Here is a 17,698-nt window from a genome sequence, read left to right as displayed (position 1 = left end):
ATGTGGACGTCTGCGACAGACGCTGGCACACCCCGAAACACAAATCCCCATAGCTCACCGCGCACGGACCGCGGGTTCCTGCATGAGAGGCTTTCGTACGCCTGACGGCACCCGAAACCCTTCAGCAACGCGGCTGTAAAGGGCGCGTTTTCCCCTACGCAAAAGCAGACATCGCCGATGTGGTTAAGTCACGTCTGCAGGCTATCCGCATGCTCACGCGAAGGCTCGCAAGGGCTTGAAAATACGCCGGTCATTCTGATTCGGACACTCAGGCGCCGCAAATCTGCTCGGCAGGCTGACATTCCCGATCGGCAAGTCCCTCGGAAGACAGGAGACTTGCGGTCAACAAGAGGGTAGATTGCCCCCCGCTTCGGCTGAACTTCAGAGGGAAAGTTGGAACGCAGACTGACCGCTATCCTCGCAGCAGACGTCGTGGGCTACAGCCGCCTTATGGGCCTGGATGAAGAAGGTGCGCTGGCCGCTTTGAACCGCATTCGCGAGGAGTTGTTCAATTCCACCGTCTCGGACCACCGGGGACGCGTCGTCAAACAGACAGGCGACGGCTTCCTCGTCGAGTTTCCAAGCGTCGTAAACGCGGTCGCCTGCGCTGTAGCGATCCAAAGCGGCATGCGACAAAGAAATGCAAATGTGCCAACCCCCAATCGCGTCGACTTCCGCATAGGTATCAACCTCGGCGACATTATAGTCGAGGATGGCGATATCTTCGGCGACGGTGTCAATTTGGCCGCCCGGCTCGAGACATTCGCCGAGCCGGGCGGGATTTCCGTTTCTAGTTCCGTACGGGATCACGTCGGAGCCCGGCTCGACCTCACATTCGAGGACATGGGCGAGCAGTTGCTGAAGAACATCGACCGGCCCGTGCGCGTCTACAACATCTCCCTTGGCGCTTCGTCCGCAAGCGTGGACCGCGGCACTGTCGCCTCCGAGGACCCGCGCAAGACGGACAGGCCGCAGATTGCCGTGCTACCCTTCAACAATATGAGCGGCGACCCGGAGCAGGAATACTTCTCCGATGGCATAACCGAGGACATCATCACCGATCTGTCTAAAGTGTCAGGACTTCACGTCGTCGCCCGCAATACCGTATTCACCTACAAGAATAAGCCTATCAAGGTTCAGCAGACAGCGCGGGAACTCGGCGTCCGATACGTCCTTGAGGGCAGCGTCCGCAAAGTGGGCCAACGCGTGCGCGTCACTGGTCAGCTCATTGACGGGAAAGATGGCACACATATCTGGGCGGACCGTTACGACCGTGACCTGACCGACATCTTTGCGATTCAGGACGAGATAACCCACACCATTGTCGAGCAACTCAGGGTCAGGCTTTTGCCTGAGGAGAAGAAGGCGATCGAGCAGCCGCCAACCGTGAGCGTCGAAGCCTACACGTATTATCTCAGGGGGCGGGAGTTTTTCCGCGAATGGACTAAATCGTACCTGCTTCTGGCACGACGGATGTTTGCCATGGCAGTGGAACTGGACCCTAATTATGCGCGCGCATATGCCGGCATCGCTGATTGCGACTCGGCACTGTTCGTGTGGCATTCCGAGGAGATATCACCTGAAGCAATCATGGAAATGAGTGCGAAGGCGCTCACGCTCGATCCGGGTCTAGCCGAGGCCCATGCCTCACTCGGGTTGGCACTTCTGCATGACAGGCGCCCCGAGGAGGCTAATGCAGCATTTCAGCGTGCACTCGTCCTAGACCCTAATTCCTATGAGGCGAACTTCTTCTACGCCAGGCATTTTTTCGTGAAAGGCGACTTCGAGGCGTCAGCCAAATATTTCAAACGCGCTGCGGAGATTCGTCCCGATGACTATGTCTCGGCGATGTTCCTGGCGGCTACATTTCGCCGACTCCGGCGTTTCGCGGACGCCGAGAAATGGGCGCGTGCGGGAATCGTATTGGCCGAAGGTCTGCTTGAAGCGCATCCGGAAAATGCCGGGCCTGCGCACCGCGGAGCGGTTTTACTGGCGTATCTGGGCGAACGCGAGCGGGCAAGGGAGTGGGCCGCCCGCGCCCTAGCGATCGATCCGGATGACCTTGTCGCCCACTTCAACATCGCGTGCGCGTATTCCGTCATGGGGGATCCCGACAAAGCACTGGGTCATCTTGGAAAAATCCTCCCGCACAGTACCTGGTATCAGCGGAGCTGGTTTGAAAACGAGCCGGACTTCGACCCGATCCGCGAGCATCCCCAATTCAGAAAATTATTCGCGGCTTTTGCCGGGCAACCAACAGCCATCGGTGGGGCCGATCCTGGAGAATCAGCCGAAGCGGACCGTCCTCCTGAATAATGAGACGCGGGCAAACGGCGAAGCCCGTGCGCTGACGCACGCCAGGCCCGCCCAACGTCGTTGCGGCCAAGCCGGGGCGCCAGCGGAATGGCGCCTTTCTGGCTAGTTCGTCCCAGAGCCGGACTGTCCGCTTCCGGCCAACTGCAGCATTTTCCACTTTGAGGCGAAATAATTCTCAACTATGGTCAGCTAGGCTTAAGGCATGGGGGATTGCCGATGGTTTTATCACGCAGGGGTGTCGTGATCGGTGGCCTGGCGCTGGTCGCGGTCGGTGCAAGCGGCAATATTGTTCAAGCCGCGGCGGCAAAATCCTTTTTCGCCGGTACCGCCAGCGACAACAATTTTGTCTATCGCAAGACCAACTTCGCCAAGATCGACAAGAGATGGCATCGCCAGATCGTCAAGTATTTCAGCAGCGAGCCGGTCGGCACTGTCGTGGTCGATACCCGCCATCATTTCCTCTACCTCATCATGGAAAACAAGACCGCCATCCGCTACGGCGTCGGCGTCGGCAAGGAGGGCTTCAAATGGTACGGCCGGGCGACGATCGACCGCCGCGCGCTATGGCCGCAATGGGTCCCGCCCCCCGAAATGCGTAAGCGCAGGCCGGAGCTGCCGCCCATGGTCGCAGGCGGCGCGCCCAACAATCCGCTCGGGCCGCGCGCGCTCTATCTGTACCGCGACGGCGCCGACATCGGCTACCGCCTGCATGGCACGCTGGAGCCATGGAGCATCGGCACCGATGCTTCCAGCGGCTGCATCCGCATGTTCCCGGAAGACATCATCGACCTCTACCAGCGGTGCCCGATCGGCACCGCGGTGGAGGTCCTGCCGCACATCGCCGACCAGGCGCCCCCTTCTACCACTGTCGAATGATGGCGCATCATGAACCGCATGATTGAAAACACGCGCCGGCTGCTCGCCGCCAGCCTGCTGGTGCTGACCGCATCCTGCTCGACCAGCAACACGCTGACCCCGCCCACGCCCGACGTCACCAACGCCGAGATTGCCGGCTTCCAGAACGTGCAGCCGGGCAGCGAGGAGGATTTTATCCTCAATGTCGGCCGCCGCACCTATTTCACGAAAGGTTCGGCCGAGCTCGATTCTGTCGCCAAGGCCACCCTCGACACCCAGATCGCCTGGTTAACAAAGCATCCGCGCTGGCTGCTCAAGCTGCAGGGTTTCGCCGACGATCCCGGCGCAAGCGAAACGGCGCTGTCGCAGAAGCGCGCCGATGCGGTGATGGACTACCTCGCCGCCGGCGGCATAGACCGCAACCGCATGTGGGCCAAGGGCTACGGCAAGGACAGGCTCGTCCGCGACTGCCCCGACAACGCCTGCAGGTCGCAGAACCGCCGCGTTGTGTCTAATCTGCGCGATGAGAGGGACGAGTCGTAGGGGCTGCTGTTTTGCTTGTCACCAAATCAGAGTCTCACAAACGCGACGGAATTTATCCGTCTTAGCACTCCTGCCTGTATCATCCGCCGCCCGCTTTGGCTCCGGCATAACTTGCAGCAACGGCTGCGGCGATACTGCGATCTCTCCCGTGAAGGGCCGGTCGTGGGCGAGAATCAAGAGAACGGATGCCGCCACGCCGGTCGCAAAACTTCCAAGAGCGATCGCCGATGCCATTCGGTTATCACTATGAACGACCGCGATCGCGAGAAGAGCACAGAAGGCTTGCAGGATCAGGCAGGCCCACTTCGTGGGGTTGACTTGTGCCGAGCTGACGAGAATCCGTTGGCGACGCGCCTCGAAGGCGTCTTCAAGCCACCTCGTAATCTCGCGCTGCGCGATCTCCTGGCCGGGATTGCTTGGCGCCAAGGCCAGCGTGGTCCGCAGCGCCTCGTTAAGCGCCGGCGGGATTATGGTGAGGGTCGCCGCGCCCTCGGCCATCAGCGACCACTCCTGGCTCGTCGTTTCCTCGATATAGCTGCGGACCAGCGTCCGTAAGCGCGCCTCGGGCTCCCCGGGAAAGCTGCTCGCCAGAACCACGACCGACCGCAACGCACTGGCCGCGCGATTGACTGCCGCATTGGCGCGATCGTTGTCGCTCCACACCTGAGCCGCGGTGAACGCCACAAATAGGCCAAAGATGATACCGAGCGGCGGCAACATGCCAGGCGAAAGCGCCTTGAATGACCGCGCCGTGGAGCCCGCGGAAAGAACGGCGATGCCTTGGTGCAAGATGAACGCGACGATATAGGTGGCCCCGAACACGACGAGAGCCATCCAAGCGAGTGGAAGAGTATGCAACCAGCCACCCATGGTAGCGCCTGCCCTATTCGTCGTCAGGCGTTTGTAGGGCCGTCGTTGCACTTGTGGCAATGCCACTGTGTTCCATCGTGTCAACAAACTCTATGCACCGGTGCAGTGCTGTCTGGTCCAGGCTCGGATCCTCGATCAACGCCTGCACATCCCCGTTCACAGCGAAACCGGTGAAGAAGACCGGAAGCGGCGCCGCCGTTGGCATCCATTGTGCTTGACCATGCTGACCGCGCCATCCGCCGGACGCGAACGGACCAGAGCAGTTCCAAGAAAAGTGTGAAACGACTTTCCCAGGAAAAGCGCGTGGGGCTTTCCCGGCGCAATTGCCTCAAAATCAAAGAGATGGAGCGGTTTCAACGTGTCCGTGGAACGATTGACAGCTCTAGGCCTTTTGTCCGGGTTGGCATGGCTGGACACGGGCGGCTAAGGCTGGAAATGTGATTGCGTCTTCGCTGCCGGGGGCTGGCCGGAGGACGAGGAGGATGGCGCTGAATTTCGAATATATTGCCGGCCATCCGGCGCTGCATCGTTATGTCCAGGCGCAGTCGAAGGCGCTGCTGCACATCTATGAAACGAGGCCGCGCCTGGCCGCCGTATTCGCCACGCAACAGCGCTGGCTGCTCGCTCACACCGGCCTTGCCCTGCATTTCGCCCGAGACCCGCGCGATCCCCGCACGGAACTTACCCTCGCCCGCTTCATCGATGCCGTGCTCCGCTATTCCGTCGCCAGCCGCAACACGGCCGAGGCCTTCATCAAGGAGATGCTGCACTATCACATCATCGAATACCTGCCGCACACCGGTGATGGACGCGCCCACCCGTTTCAGGTGACGACAGCGACGCTGAAGGAATTCGATGGCTGGGTGTTTGCGCATCTGCGCACACTCGACGGTCTGGACGGGGGAAATCGGCTCGCTTTGTTTCTCGAGCAGCCCGGCATGATTGCCAGGCTGCAGCCGCTGGTGGCGGAAGGCCTGCTCTCATCCAGCCCGGTGCGCGAGCCCAAGCAGACCTTCTCGCTGTTCATCTGGCTCAACAATGGCGGCATCGTCATGGATTGGCTGATGTCCGGCATCGATCCTGACAATGCCGGTCTCGACCAGATCCCGACCAGCGTGGTTTCGGTCGGCGAATTCGCCAGTTGGTTGAAACTCTCGCGCACCCATCTGGCGCGCAAATTGCGCGACGCCGAAAAGCTCGGCAGTGTCGGCTGGATGGGCCGGCGCGGGCATTCGGTGATGTGGGTCTCGAACAGCTTCTACCAGGAATATATGACCGTCCAGGCCGCCAAGCTTGCGGTCATCGATGCCGCTTTCGAGGCCTGTCGCCCGATGCAAAAGGCTGGCTGAACCCGCACGCTCACAACTCTTCGGACAGGTAGTCATACCAATTGCCAAGACCTGGCAGCCGAACAGCTTCTACCAGGAAAATATGAGCGCGCAGGCCGTCAAGCTCCAGGCTGAACAATAGCGATCCATCCCGACTGAATCGGGATGGATCAACTGGTCAGGGAAAGCCGGCGCAGCGCCTCAATCGATGTCGAAGGACACGCCCTGAGCCAGCGGCAGCGCCTTGGAATAGTTCACCGTGTTGGTGGCGCGGCGCATATAGGCCTTCCAGGCGTCCGAGCCGCTCTCGCGGCCGCCGCCGGTTTCCTTCTCGCCACCGAAGGCGCCACCGATCTCGGCGCCCGATGTTCCAATATTGACGTTGGCAATGCCGCAATCCGAACCGTCGACGCCGAGGAAGCGCTCGGATTCCTGCAGGTCACGGGTGAAGATCGACGACGACAGCCCGGCACCGACCGCATTGTGCTCGTCGAGCACGGCGTCGAAATCGGAATATTTCATCACATAGAGGATCGGCGCGAAGGTTTCTTCCGTCACCGGCGAAACCTGCTTCGGCATTTCGACCAGCGCCGGATGCACGTAGTAGGCGTCGGGGTGGCCGTTCTCGACCCGTGTGCCGCCAGTCACTTTGCCGCCATGGGCGGTGGCTTCCTTGAGCGCCTTCTGCATGGCGTCGAACGCCGCCTTGTCGATCAGCGGCCCGACCAGCGAGGACGTCTCCAGCGGGTTGCCGACCGAGACGCTCTCATAGGCCTTCTTCAGCCGCGGCAGCAGCGCATCATAGACGCTGTCATGCACGAACAGACGCCGCAGCGTCGTGCAGCGCTGGCCGGCGGTGCCCATGGCGCCGAAGGCAATGGCGCGCAGCGCCATATCGAGATCGGCGGTTGGGCAGACGATGCCGGCATTGTTGCCGCCGAGTTCCAGCACGGCGCGGGCAAAGCGCTTGGCCAGCCTTGGACCGACATCCCGGCCCATGCGCGTCGAGCCGGTGGCCGAAACCAGAGGCACCTTGGGATGATCGACCAGGATCTCGCCGACGGCGCGATCACCAATCAGAACCGACGCCAGGCCCTGCGGCGCGTCAGCGCCGAAGCGCTTGACCGCGCGCGCAAAAATCGCCTCGCAGGCGAGCGCCGTCAGCGGCGTCTTTTCCGACGGCTTCCACACCACGGCATCGCCGCAGACCAGCGCAAGTGCTGCATTCCACGACCACACCGCGACCGGGAAGTTGAAGGCCGAGATGACGCCGACGACGCCGAGCGGATGCCACGTCTCCATCATGCGATGGCCGGGACGTTCGGTGGCGATGGTCAGGCCGTAGAGCTGGCGGGAAAGCCCGACGGCGAAATCGCAGATATCGATCATCTCCTGCACTTCGCCGAGACCTTCAGACGGGATCTTGCCGACCTCGATCGACACCAGCCGGCCAAGCTCGGCCTTGTGCGCGCGCAATTCCTCGCCGAGCAACCGCACCAGTTCCCCGCGCCGGGGACCCGGCACCATCCGCCAGGCCTGGAACGCCTTGTGCGCGGCATCGATGGCCTTGGCCGCCTCGGCCGGTGAAATCGTCTTCAGCGCCGCGATCTGCTCGCCCGTCACCGGGCTGCGCACGATGAGGTCGCCGCCGGTCAGCGCGTCCTTGGCCACGCCCAGTTTCGTCAGAAGTTCAGCCGTTTCCGTCGCTATCGTCATTTTTATCCCTTTCAGATCCGCTCGCCATAATGTGGCGGCGGTCGAGCCTTCTCGCCACGTCGCCCGCGCGCCGTGGGCACGTCAGGCACTGTCATGGCGTGGCATTACTCGTTTCAGGGGAAAATCGCCACCCCGGCATGGTCCAAGCCGGGATTGCACGATTGAGCCAGCAGTCTTCAGTGCGCTGTCTTCGCGGGGGCCTTCACGGCGCCGTCTCTGATCAACCGGTCGATGTGCATGCGGATGTGGGCGGCTTCGGCCGCCGTATTGGCCAAGGCAATCGCACGGTCAAAGGCAACACGCGCCTCCTCGCCACGGTCAAGCTGCATCAGCAACCCGCCCTTGAGGCCAAAGAAGTGGAAATAGCCGGACAGCCTTTCGCCGAGCGGCTCGATCATGGCAAGGGCGGCTTCGGGGCCGCGCACCTTGGCGACCGCGACTGCGCGGTTCAGCGTCACCACCGGTGACGGCTGCATCCTTTCCAGTAGGCTGTAGAGCAGGTCGATCTCGGTCCAGTCGGTATCCTCGGGCGTTGCCGCCCGCGCATGCAGTGCCGCGATCGCCGCCTGCACCTGGTAGGGACCTGGCTTCTGGTGGCGCAGCGCCTTGTCGACCAGCGCCAAACCCTCGTCGATCATCTTCCGGCTCCACAGCGAGCGGTCCTGGTCGTCGAGCAGCACGATCTCACCGTTCTCGTCGAAACGGGCCGGTGCACGCGCATGCTGCAGCAGAAGCAGCGCCGTCAGCCCCATGATCTCAGGCTCGGTCTGGAACAGCCTGAGCAACAGCCGCGCCAGGCGGATCGCCTCCTCGCAGAGCGGCGCGCGCGCCGGCGCCTCGCCGCTGTTTGTCGAATAGCCCTCGTTGAAGATCAGATAGACCATGGCCGCAACGGCTGCGAGCCGCTCCGACCGCTCGACCGCGCCCGGCGTTTCGAACGGCACGCCGGCGTCGGCGATGCGCGCCTTAGCGCGGGTGATGCGCTGCTCCATGGCGCTTTCGCCGACCAGGAAGGCACGCGCGATCTGCTTGACGGTGAGGCCGGAGACGATGCGCAGCGCCACCGCAATCTGCTGCGTCGCCGGCAGGTCCGGATGGCAGCAGATGAACAGCAGCCGCAATATATCGTCGCGGTAATGCGCGCCGTCCAGCCGCTCGGCGATATCGCTCTCGGCATCCTCGAGGTCCGAGATCTGGTCCTCTTCCGGCATCGGCGCCTGCTTGGCGCGCTTGCGCACCGCATCGATGCCGCTGTTCCGGCCGACAAAGATCAGCCAGGCCGCCGGATCGCGCGGCGGCCCGTTCTGCGGCCAGTTCTTGAGTGCCCTGAGACACGCGTCCTGGAAAGCCTCCTCCGCCGTATCGAGATCGCGGAAATAGCGCAGCAGCGCACCCATCGCCTGCGGGCGGGCGGCTGAGATCGCGGAGCTGATCCAGGAAAGGTCGGTCATTTCAAAACTCTGGTTGGGTCGAAGACGGAAACCGGTCGGATCTCATAGGATCCACCACTCGGATTGACCTTGGAAAGCTCGCGCGCGAAGTCGACGGCCTCATCGAGATCGGCGCATTCCAACGTGTAGAAACCGAGGAACTGTTCCTTGGTCTCGGCAAACGGCCCGTCGATGACCACCGATTCGCCCTTGACCTGGCGCAGCGTTGTTGCGGCGGTGGTGGGCAGAAGCCGTGCCACCGGGCCAAGCCGGCCGGCGTCAGCATATTTCTGCTGCACATTGAGCAGTTTCGCCATCACCTCGTCATCCTGTGCCTTGCTCCAGGAGGAGACGACATCTTCGGAAGCATAGCAGAGGATAGCGTAGAGCATGGGACGTCCTTTTCTGTATCAAAGGACGAAACAGTAGGGCCTCTGCCGACATGGCGTCGACAAAAAAGTTAGGGCAAATTTTTCAGCCTTCGTCTGCCTTCAGCCATCTCAGCACCAGCGCCTCCTCGTCATCGAGACCATCTATGGATCGCTTGCGTTCGTTGGCTTCAGTCATTTCGCTGAGCAGCCGCCCCTGCGCCCAGGATTCGAAGACCTGCGGATGGATGTAGCATTTGCGGCAGACGGTGCGCGTGTTGCCCAACCGCTCGGCGACCTTGTCGATGACGGTGTTCATCACCCGCTTCACCCCGGCCTGGCTTTCGGGAAGCTCCGTCTGCGCAAACAGCGACGCGGCGTGGATGGTGCCGCCCCAGGTGCGGAAATGCTTGGAGCTGAAGTCTTCTCCGACAGCATCGCGTATGTAGCGGTTGACGTCGTCGGAGCGCACCGGATGCCGGACGCCGTCCTCGTCCAGATACTGGAACAGCTTTTGCCCCGGGATATCCTGGGCGCCGCGCACAACCCGAGCGATGCGGCGGTCGACAAGCTTCAATTTCCATTCCTTGCCGGATTTGCCCTTGAAGGCAAAGCGCAGGCTCGATCCCTTGATATCGACATGGCGGTCGCGCAGGGTCGTCAGCCCAAAGCTCTTGTTGTCGCGGGCGTAGGCGGCATTGCCGACACGGATCATGGTGTTGTCGAGCAGCCAGACGATTGCCGCCACGACGCGCTCGGCCGGCAGGCCATGGCGGCGCAGATCGGCATCGATGCGGCGGCGCAGCTCCGGCAGGCTTTCGGCAAAAGCGACGAGGCTCGAATATTTGGCACCGTCACGCTCCGCGGCCCACAGCGGATGGTAGCGATACTGCTTGCGCCCGCGCTGGTCACGGCCGGTCGCCTGGATATGGCCGGCGGGATCGGGCGAGATCCACACATCCGTCCACGCGGGCGGAATGGCCAGCGCCTTGATACGGGCGATGGCCGAAGCGCTGACGGCCTGCCCCTTCGGGCCTTTGTACGAAAATCCCTCGCCCGCCTTCAGGCGGCGGATACCCGGCTCACTGTCGCTGACATAGGTAAGCGCGGCCTGATCGGCAGAGGCCTGCGCGCCATTGTTCGGCGCCCCACTGTCTCCCTGCCCGGCAGCCGATCGGCCGGATGGCGCCCCGGATCTGTCCAGCATGCCCGCTCCACGAGATTTTTCTCGTAGATAAGCGCCGTACAAGCCACTGGTTCCGCCGTCAGACCTTTTCCAGCGCAACCGGAATGACGTCGACGGCCTGGTCGCCGACCTGACCGCCGGTGGTCTTCAGCACGCCGACGATCGGCGCCACGTCGGAATAGTCGCGGCCGTAGCCGACGGTGATGTGGTCGTTGCTGGCCCGCATGCCATTGGTCGGGTCGAACTCCTGCCAGCCGGCATCGCGCCCGCACCACACCTTGACCCAGGCATGCATGGCGTCGGCGCCTTCGAGCCGCGGCTTGCCCTTCGGCGGAATGGTGCGCAGGAAGCCGCTGACATAGCCGGCGGGAATGCCCAACCCGCGCAAGCCGGCGATCATAATGTGGGAGAAATCCTGGCACACGCCACGCTTCAAACGGAAGGCGTCGCTGGCCCGGGTATGAACGGTGGTCGCTTCCCCATCATAGGTGAAGTCGCGGTGGATGCGGTTGCACAGATCGATGGCCGTGCCGACCGTCGAGCCGCTGGCGCTGGCGCGTGCATAGGCGGTGATCGCCGCATCGATGCCGGCATGATCGCTGGCCGTGAGAAAGTGATGCGGTGCGTCGGGCGCCAGTGACCGCACCGCGCCGAGTTCTTCCCTCAGGCACTGCAAGTCGGGCGACACGTCGAGGCCAGGCTCCGGCCGCGACACCGACACGCGCGCGCTCATCCTGATGTCGAGCCCGTCATGGACATCGCGAAAGGCGATCGCGGTGACATTGTTACCGAAGAAATCGGCAAAATCCGTCCGCTCGGACGGGGTCGGCACAAACGACAGCGAGGCGGCGACCACACGCTGCACGCCAGCAATGGTCTGCGGCAAGACACGCACCTGATGCCGGCTGCCACCGGCTGCAGCGTCATAATCGTAGCTGAGATGAAGCCTGATATCGTACAGCATGCCTACTTTTCTTGTTTGGCGCAGGCTCTTCGCAAAACCGCGCAACACTTTTGCGGAGCCTGCTTAGCCGAAATACGCTTTGGCGAGGCTGTTGTAGAGGTTGCCGATCTCAGTGGCGAGATCGTCCAGCACCTCCGCCGACATCTCCGATGGCTCCATGACGGCGATTGCCGTGTTGAGCTGCAGGATTTCCTTGGCCGCCACCGACATATGCCCCTCCGGACCAACCGACGGCAACAGGCCGATCTCCGCCTTAAGCCGCTCGAGCTGGAACAGGATCGAGCGCGGGTTGAGCGGATCGAGCGCCAAAAGGTCGATCACCGTGCGCCGCCCGGCCCGCACCGGATACTGCCGGCGATGGGTCATGACGCTGTCGCCGATCTCCAGCATCATGTCGAGCGAGCCATCCGGCGCGCCGGAGCGGGTGAGACGGGCAAGCGTGCGGGCAATCTGGATGCCGCGCTCGATGCGCCGGCCGATTTCGAGGAAACGCCAGCCGGTGAAACGGTACATGTTCTCGTGCAGCAGGCCGGAAAAGCCGGCGAGCTTGCGCAGCATCACCGTCATCGCCCGTGTCGCATCATCGCCCGGCGCCACCGTTGTTGCGAATTGGTGGATTGTCTTCGACAGATCCTTGAGCGCGAGCCAGCCGTCGGGCGAAAAGCGGTCTCTGATCTGCCCGGCGCTGTAGACGGCGCTGTCGAGCGTGCCGATCAATCCGGGCGGAATGGCCGCTTCGAGATCAATGCCGAACGGTTCGAGATAGTCCCTGACATCGGCGAGCAGCGGCATGTCCGGATCGGACGTCTCGGCCAGTCGCACATGATAGGCGCGCAGAATGCGCACCGTATCTTCCGAACGCTCGATATAACGGCCGAGCCAGGTCAGGTTTTCCGCCGCGCGGCTGGGCAGGCTGCCCGGCATGGTGCGGGCAAAACTGTCATGCTCCTGCGGCAGCAGCGTTTCGCGTTCCACCGGCCGGTCGCTGACCACCCAGACGTCGGCCGCCTGGCCGCCACGCTGCATGGCGATGGCGGTCGGGTCGAGCGACAGGCCAACGCGGGCGAAGCCGCCGGGCATCACTGTCCAGCCTTCGGGTGTGCGCGCCAGATAGACGCGCAGGCTTGCCGGCCGCGGCTCCAGCCAGCCGCCGACATAGACCGGCGTCGTCGACAGCGTCACCGCTTCCTGGCCGACGAAGCCGCCGCCGTCGCTCTCGATGCGCGCAATCAGTGCGGTGCGTTCTTCCGGCGTCAGCGCCGAACCGAGCCTGGTCTGGTCGTCGTCTTCGAAGGCAAGCCGCGTCGACAGTGCCGGGCCGACCACCATGCGGTCGAGATTAGCAAGCACATGCCGGCGTTCGCTGTCCTGCCCACACCACCAGGTGGCGACGCTGGGCAACAAAAGCTCTTCGCCGCGCAATGCGCGCGAAATCTTGGGCAGGAAGGCGAGCAGCGCCCGCGTTTCCATCAGGCCCGAACCCAGCGCATTGACCGTCGAAACAGCGCCGCGGCGGATCGCCTCGACCAATCCCGGCGTGCCGATCTGCGAGTCAGGCCTGAGTTCCAGCGGATCGGCGAAGGCGGCATCGAGCCGCCGCCACAGCACGCTGATCGGCATCAGACCGGAAACCGTGCGCACCATCAGCTTGCCGCCGGAGACCGTCAGGTCCTCGCCCTCGAGCAGCATGATGCCGAGGTAGCGGGCGATATAGGCATGTTCGTAATAGGTCTCGTTGAGCGGCCCCGGGGTCAGGATGGCGACGCGGCCGTCATTCTCCTTGGCCATGCCGATCAGCGCGTCGCGAAAGCGGCGGAAGAAGCCGGCGAGACGGTGGACGTGCATTTCGCCATAGATGTCGGACAGCGCGCGTGTCGTGGCGACGCGGTTTTCCAGCGCAAAGCCGGCGCCCGACGGCGCCTGCGTGCGGTCGCCCAGAACCCACCAGCTTCCGTCCGGCCCGCGGCCGAGCTCGAAGGCGCAAAAATGCAGGAAATGGCCGCTGGCCGGCCTGGTGTCGGCGATCGGCCGCAAATATTCCGGGCTCGCCGCAATCAATCCCGCCGGCAGGATGCCCTTCTCGATCAGCCGGTTCGGCCCGTAAATGTCGGCGACTATCTCCTCGAACAGGTCGGCGCGCTGCACGAGGCCGGCACTGATCTCGGCCCATTCCTTGTCCTCGATCAGCAGCGGGATGTGCGCCAGCGGCCATTCGCGCTCATTGGCGCCGGCCTTGTCATAGACGCGGTAGTAGACGCCGGCATCGCGCAGATACTGGTCGGCGCGGGCGAAGCGCTGGCCGAGCTTTTCGGGGCCTAGTTCCTCCAGCGCCTCGATGAAAGGGGCCCAGGCCGGACGCGGATTGCCTGAGGCATCGACCATCTCGTCGACGACGCCGTCAATCGGCTGGTAGTGCTCCAGCAGACTGTGCCTCAGCGGCTTGCCGCGTATCTTTTTCTGATTCCCCTTTGCCATTGCTGATCAGAGTCTGGGTGGCCGCCTGAGGTCAAGGGTCATCGGGAAGTCTTCAGAGGGTTCTTCGTTGCGCAGCACATAGGCCGACGGCGTGTGACCGCGCGGCTCGAAGCGGGCGAGCCGCCGCGCCTCGGCCTCATTGCCATTGACCGGGAAGGTGTCGTAGCTGCGCCCGCCGGGATGAGCGACATGGTAGACGCAGCCGCCGACCGCCCGTCCCGACCAGCGATCGTAGATGTCGAAGACCAGCGGCGTGTTGACCGGCAGCGCCGGATGCAGGCCGGACGCCGGCTGCCACGCCTTGAAGCGCACGCCCGCCACCGCGACTTCCCTGTTGTCGGTCACCTTCATCGGCACGACGCGGCCATTGCAGACGATCGCGTGGCGTTCCGGGTTGAGACCTTCGGTCCTGACCTGCAGCCGTTCGACCGAGGAATCGACGAAGCGCACGGTGCCGCCTATGGCGCCTTGCTCGCCCATGACATGCCACGGTTCCAGCGCTTGCCTGAGCTCCAGCTTGATGCCGGCATGCTGGACCTCGCCGCAGAACGGAAAGCGGAATTCGAGTTGCGCGTCGAACCATTCGGGACGGAACTCGAAACCGTTGAGCTTGAGGTCGTCAAGCACGTCGATGAAATCCGCCCAGACATAATGCGGCAGCATGAAACGATCATGCAGCGAGGTACCCCAGCGCACGAAGCGGCCGTCGAGCGGGTTTTTCCAAGCGCGGGCGATGATCGCACGAACCAGAAGCTGCTGCGCCAGCGACATGCGCGCATTGGGCGGCATCTCGAAACCGCGGAACTCGACCAGGCCAAGCCGGCCGGTCGGGCCATCGGGCGAAAACAGTTTGTCGATGCAGATTTCGGAGCGGTGCGTATTGCCGGTGACGTCGGTCAACAGGTTGCGGAACAGCCGGTCGACCAGCCATGGCAAGGGTGCATTGCCCTGGTCCGGGTGCGGCACCTGCGCCAAGGCGATTTCGAGCTCGTAGAGCGAGTCGTGGCGCGCTTCGTCGAAGCGTGGCGCCTGGCTGGTGGGGCCGATGAACAGGCCGGAGAACAGGTAGGACAGCGACGGACGCCGCTGCCATTGCAGCACCAGGCTCTTCAAGAGATCGGGCCGGCGCAGGAACGGACTGTCATTGGGCGTCGCGCCGCCGACGACGACATGGTTGCCGCCGCCGGTGCCGGTATGGCGGCCGTCGATCATGAACTTGTCGGCGCCAAGCCGCGTCTGCCGCGCCTCTTCGTAGATCGCCGTCGTCGTTGCCACGCAGTCCTGCCATTTGGCGGCCGGGTGGATGTTGACCTCGATGACACCGGGATCGGGCGCCACGCGGATGACGTTGAGGCGCGGGTCGTGCGGCGGCCCGTAGCCTTCGATATGCACGGGAAGGCCGATCGCCTTGGCCGCATTTTCGGCGGCTGCGACCAGTTCGAGATAGTCTTCCAGCGCCTCGACCGGCGGCATGAACACGCACAGCCGCCCGTCGCGCGGTTCGACCGACAGTGCCGTGCGCACCGCGCCGCCGATCTCGGTGATCTCCTGCTCGACCCGATCCTGCTGACCGGTCGTCGCGGTGAACGAAATCGCCTGCTGGCGCCGCGCCATTTCGTCGGCGCCTTGTTCGGCCGAAACAGCGGACGGCAGGATCGCTTCCCGCGCCGGCAGCGGACCACGCGGCAGTGACGGATCGACCGGCACGATATAGGGGAACTGCGCCGGCGGCACGTAAGGCAGCGTGCCGAGCGGCAAGCGGTAGCCGACCGGTGAATCGCCGGGCACCAGGAACAGTCGCCCGCGCCGGGTCTTCCATTTCTCCGAACGCCAGCGCTGGCCGGATGCCTGGCTGTTCCAGCGCTGCACCGGCAGCACATAGCCCGACGGCTTGGTCAGCCCGCGCTCGAAGACTTTCGCCATGCGGCTGCGCTCTTCCGGGTCCTCCAGCTTCGAATTGGAAGGATCGACATTGTCGGGCAGTTTGCCTTCCTTGAGCAGCCATTCGGCCGGGTCTTCATAGGCTTCGCTGACCATCGCCCTGTCGATGCCAAGTTCACCGGCGATTGCCGTCAGCAGGCTTTCGGCCTGCTGCGGTCCGACCTTCGCATCGCTCTTTTCGCGCGCGATCAGCGACGGGTCGCTCCACACCGGCTGGCCGTCGGTGCGCCAGTAAAGCGAGAAGGTCCAGCGCGGCAGGCTCTCGCCGGGGTACCATTTGCCCTGGCCATAATGCAGGAAGCCGCCCGGCGCGAAACGTTCGCGCAGTTTGCGGATCAGCGCATCGGCCTTCTCGCGCTTGGTCGGGCCGACGGCGGCGGTGTTCCACTCGGCCGACTCGAAATCGTCGATGGAGACGAAGGTCGGCTCGCCGCCCATCGTCAGCCTGACATCGCCAGCCTCAAGTGCTGCGTCGACCTTGTTGCCCAGCGCATCCAGCGCCTGCCAGCTTTCATCGGAGAATGGCTTGGTGATGCGCGGATGTTCGGCGATGCGGTCGACCCGCATATCGAAGCCGAACTCGACATTGGCGAAGCTCGCCATGCCGGAAATCGGCGCCGCGTTGCGGAAATGCGGCGTTGCCGCCAGTGGCACATGGCTTTCGCCGGTGAGCAGGCCCGAGGTCGGGTCGAAGCCGATCCAGCCGGCGCCCGGAATATAGACCTCGCACCAGGCGTGCAGATCGGTGAAGTCGACCGCGGTTCCGGCCGGGCCATCGAGCGCGACGAGATCGGGCTTGAGCTGGATCAGATAGCCGGAAACGAAGCGCGCGGCGATGCCGAGGTTGCGCAGGATTTGCACCAGCAGCCAGCTCGAATCCCGGCACGAGCCTTTTTTCGCGGCCAGCGTCTCCTCCGGCGAGAAGACACCGGTTTCCATTCGCACGATATAAGCGATCTCGCGCTGCAGCCGTGCATTGAGGTCGACGACGAAATTGACGGTGTTGGTCGGGCTGCGGTCAATGGTTTTCAGAAAGGCGGACAGCAGCGGCCCCGCCGGTTCCGGCGTGCGGTAGATGGCGAGATCGTCCCTGATCTCTTCTGGATAGTCGAACGGGAAGGTCTCGGCCGCCGGCTCGACGAAGAAATCGAACGGATTGTAGACCGTCATGTCGGCAACCAGATCGACCTCGATCTTCAGCTCCGTCACCGGTTCGGGAAAGACGAACCGGGCAAGGAAATTGCCGTAAGGGTCCTGCTGCAGATTGACGAAGTGATTTGCCGGCCCGACCTTCAGCGAATGGCTGAGCACCTTGGTGCGGGAATGCGGCGCCGGCTGCAGCCTGATGACCTGGGGCCCGAGAACCACGGGCCGGTCGTATTTATAGTGGGTCAGGTGGTAGACGGCTGCCAGAATTGCCATGGGGCCCCGGAGATCGGCGTTTCAAACAAATTCGCCGAACCCTGACACATCTGCTGGGCATTCTCCAAGCACAGATGTTGCGGTGCACCTAATTTAAGCAGCCGAAGCCGGCTAAGCTGTGTCGAGATTTAGGTCAGGCCGAGCCGAAAATGACTGATACCGAGAACCGGAGCGGAGCGTACTTTTCGTATGTGTTGGGGTGGACGGCCCCCGACGGCATCGTGATGTGCCAGAATGAGGTCGTTGCAGATCTCATCAAGGGAGACCGTCCGTGGATAAACTTA

12 protein-coding genes are annotated in these 17,698 nt (G+C 63.3%); 4 read left to right on the top strand and 8 right to left on the bottom strand.

Going from position 1 to position 17,698, the window contains the following annotated elements; all coding sequences use genetic code 11:
* Nucleotides 1–393 precede the first annotated feature (393 nt).
* The 3 genes from JQK88_RS34580 (at nt 394) to JQK88_RS34570 (ending at nt 3,714) form a co-directional block, all read left to right on the top strand.
* Entirely contained in the window at nt 394–2,316 is a 1,923-nt protein-coding gene (locus JQK88_RS34580) for an adenylate/guanylate cyclase domain-containing protein (RefSeq protein ID WP_192258914.1), read from the top strand.
* A 216-nt stretch (nt 2,317–2,532) separates the two neighbouring features.
* Nucleotides 2,533–3,192: a L,D-transpeptidase gene (locus tag JQK88_RS34575; protein ID WP_192258913.1), complete on the top strand. Its 660-nt coding sequence runs from the start codon at nt 2,533–2,535 to the stop codon at nt 3,190–3,192.
* A gap of 9 nt (nt 3,193–3,201) precedes the next feature.
* A complete protein-coding gene (locus tag JQK88_RS34570; protein WP_192258912.1) occupies nt 3,202–3,714 on the top strand; it encodes an OmpA family protein in 513 nt (170 codons plus the stop codon).
* Between the two features lie 18 nt (nt 3,715–3,732).
* On the opposite strand, the gene JQK88_RS34565 is transcribed toward JQK88_RS34570, so the two are convergent.
* Nucleotides 3,733–4,536, bottom strand: coding sequence for a bestrophin-like domain (locus JQK88_RS34565; protein WP_312037394.1), 804 nt, complete (start codon nt 4,534–4,536; stop codon nt 3,733–3,735).
* 530 nt (nt 4,537–5,066) lie between these two features.
* Between JQK88_RS34565 and JQK88_RS34560 the strand changes: the two genes are divergently transcribed.
* The gene (locus JQK88_RS34560) at nt 5,067–5,933 is read left to right on the top strand and encodes a hypothetical protein (protein ID WP_192258911.1); all 867 of its coding nucleotides are present in this window, start codon (nt 5,067–5,069) and stop codon (nt 5,931–5,933) included.
* A gap of 180 nt (nt 5,934–6,113) precedes the next feature.
* Here JQK88_RS34560 and amaB read toward each other — a convergent pair whose 3' ends face one another.
* The 7 genes from amaB to JQK88_RS34525 all read right to left on the bottom strand — a co-directional run bounded on the left by amaB (nt 6,114) and on the right by JQK88_RS34525 (nt 17,414).
* Nucleotides 6,114–7,628: an L-piperidine-6-carboxylate dehydrogenase gene (amaB, locus tag JQK88_RS34555; protein ID WP_192258910.1), complete on the bottom strand. Its 1,515-nt coding sequence runs from the start codon at nt 7,626–7,628 to the stop codon at nt 6,114–6,116.
* Nucleotides 7,629–7,804: 176 nt separating this feature from the next.
* Nucleotides 7,805–9,079, bottom strand: coding sequence for an RNA polymerase sigma factor (locus JQK88_RS34550; protein ID WP_192258909.1), 1,275 nt, complete (start codon nt 9,077–9,079; stop codon nt 7,805–7,807).
* On the bottom strand, nt 9,076–9,450 hold the full coding sequence (locus JQK88_RS34545; protein ID WP_203281028.1) for a YciI family protein: 375 nt from the start codon (nt 9,448–9,450) through the stop codon (nt 9,076–9,078). The genes JQK88_RS34550 and JQK88_RS34545 overlap by 4 nt, the downstream gene beginning before the upstream one ends.
* Nucleotides 9,451–9,532: 82 nt before the next feature.
* Complete coding sequence (locus JQK88_RS34540; RefSeq protein ID WP_203281026.1) at nt 9,533–10,633, bottom strand: DNA topoisomerase IB; 1,101 nt, start codon at nt 10,631–10,633, stop codon at nt 9,533–9,535.
* Between the two features lie 58 nt (nt 10,634–10,691).
* Complete coding sequence (locus JQK88_RS34535) at nt 10,692–11,576, bottom strand: transglutaminase family protein (RefSeq protein WP_192258907.1); 885 nt, start codon at nt 11,574–11,576, stop codon at nt 10,692–10,694.
* A gap of 63 nt (nt 11,577–11,639) precedes the next feature.
* Nucleotides 11,640–14,051 carry a circularly permuted type 2 ATP-grasp protein gene (locus tag JQK88_RS34530; protein ID WP_203281024.1) on the bottom strand — a complete coding sequence of 804 codons (2,412 nt, stop codon included), beginning with the start codon at nt 14,049–14,051 and terminating at the stop codon, nt 11,640–11,642.
* A 6-nt stretch (nt 14,052–14,057) separates the two neighbouring features.
* The gene (locus JQK88_RS34525) at nt 14,058–17,414 is read right to left on the bottom strand and encodes a transglutaminase family protein (RefSeq protein WP_203281022.1); all 3,357 of its coding nucleotides are present in this window, start codon (nt 17,412–17,414) and stop codon (nt 14,058–14,060) included.
* Nucleotides 17,415–17,698: the final 284 nt, after the last annotated feature.

Origin of the sequence: Mesorhizobium caraganae, from assembly GCF_016836705.1 — a bacterium.
In the GTDB taxonomy this organism is placed as follows: Bacteria; Pseudomonadota; Alphaproteobacteria; order Rhizobiales; family Rhizobiaceae; genus Mesorhizobium; species Mesorhizobium caraganae.
This window is presented reverse-complemented; position numbering and strand designations above follow the sequence as displayed.

Bases quoted from the DNA above. Each gene is read 5' to 3' on its own strand.
- JQK88_RS34540 (WP_203281026.1), bottom strand. From the start codon at position 10,633: ATGCTGGACAGATCCGGGGCGCCATCCGGCCGATCGGCTGCCGGGCAG.
- JQK88_RS34560 (WP_192258911.1), top strand. From the start codon at position 5,067: ATGGCGCTGAATTTCGAATATATTGCCGGCCATCCGGCGCTGCATCGT.
- JQK88_RS34575 (WP_192258913.1), top strand. From the start codon at position 2,533: ATGGTTTTATCACGCAGGGGTGTCGTGATCGGTGGCCTGGCGCTGGTC.
- JQK88_RS34570 (WP_192258912.1), top strand. From the start codon at position 3,202: ATGAACCGCATGATTGAAAACACGCGCCGGCTGCTCGCCGCCAGCCTG.
- amaB (WP_192258910.1), bottom strand. From the start codon at position 7,628: ATGACGATAGCGACGGAAACGGCTGAACTTCTGACGAAACTGGGCGTG.
- JQK88_RS34535 (WP_192258907.1), bottom strand. From the start codon at position 11,576: ATGCTGTACGATATCAGGCTTCATCTCAGCTACGATTATGACGCTGCA.
- JQK88_RS34545 (WP_203281028.1), bottom strand. From the start codon at position 9,450: ATGCTCTACGCTATCCTCTGCTATGCTTCCGAAGATGTCGTCTCCTCC.
- JQK88_RS34525 (WP_203281022.1), bottom strand. From the start codon at position 17,414: ATGGCAATTCTGGCAGCCGTCTACCACCTGACCCACTATAAATACGAC.
- JQK88_RS34530 (WP_203281024.1), bottom strand. From the start codon at position 14,051: ATGGCAAAGGGGAATCAGAAAAAGATACGCGGCAAGCCGCTGAGGCAC.
- JQK88_RS34550 (WP_192258909.1), bottom strand. From the start codon at position 9,079: ATGACCGACCTTTCCTGGATCAGCTCCGCGATCTCAGCCGCCCGCCCG.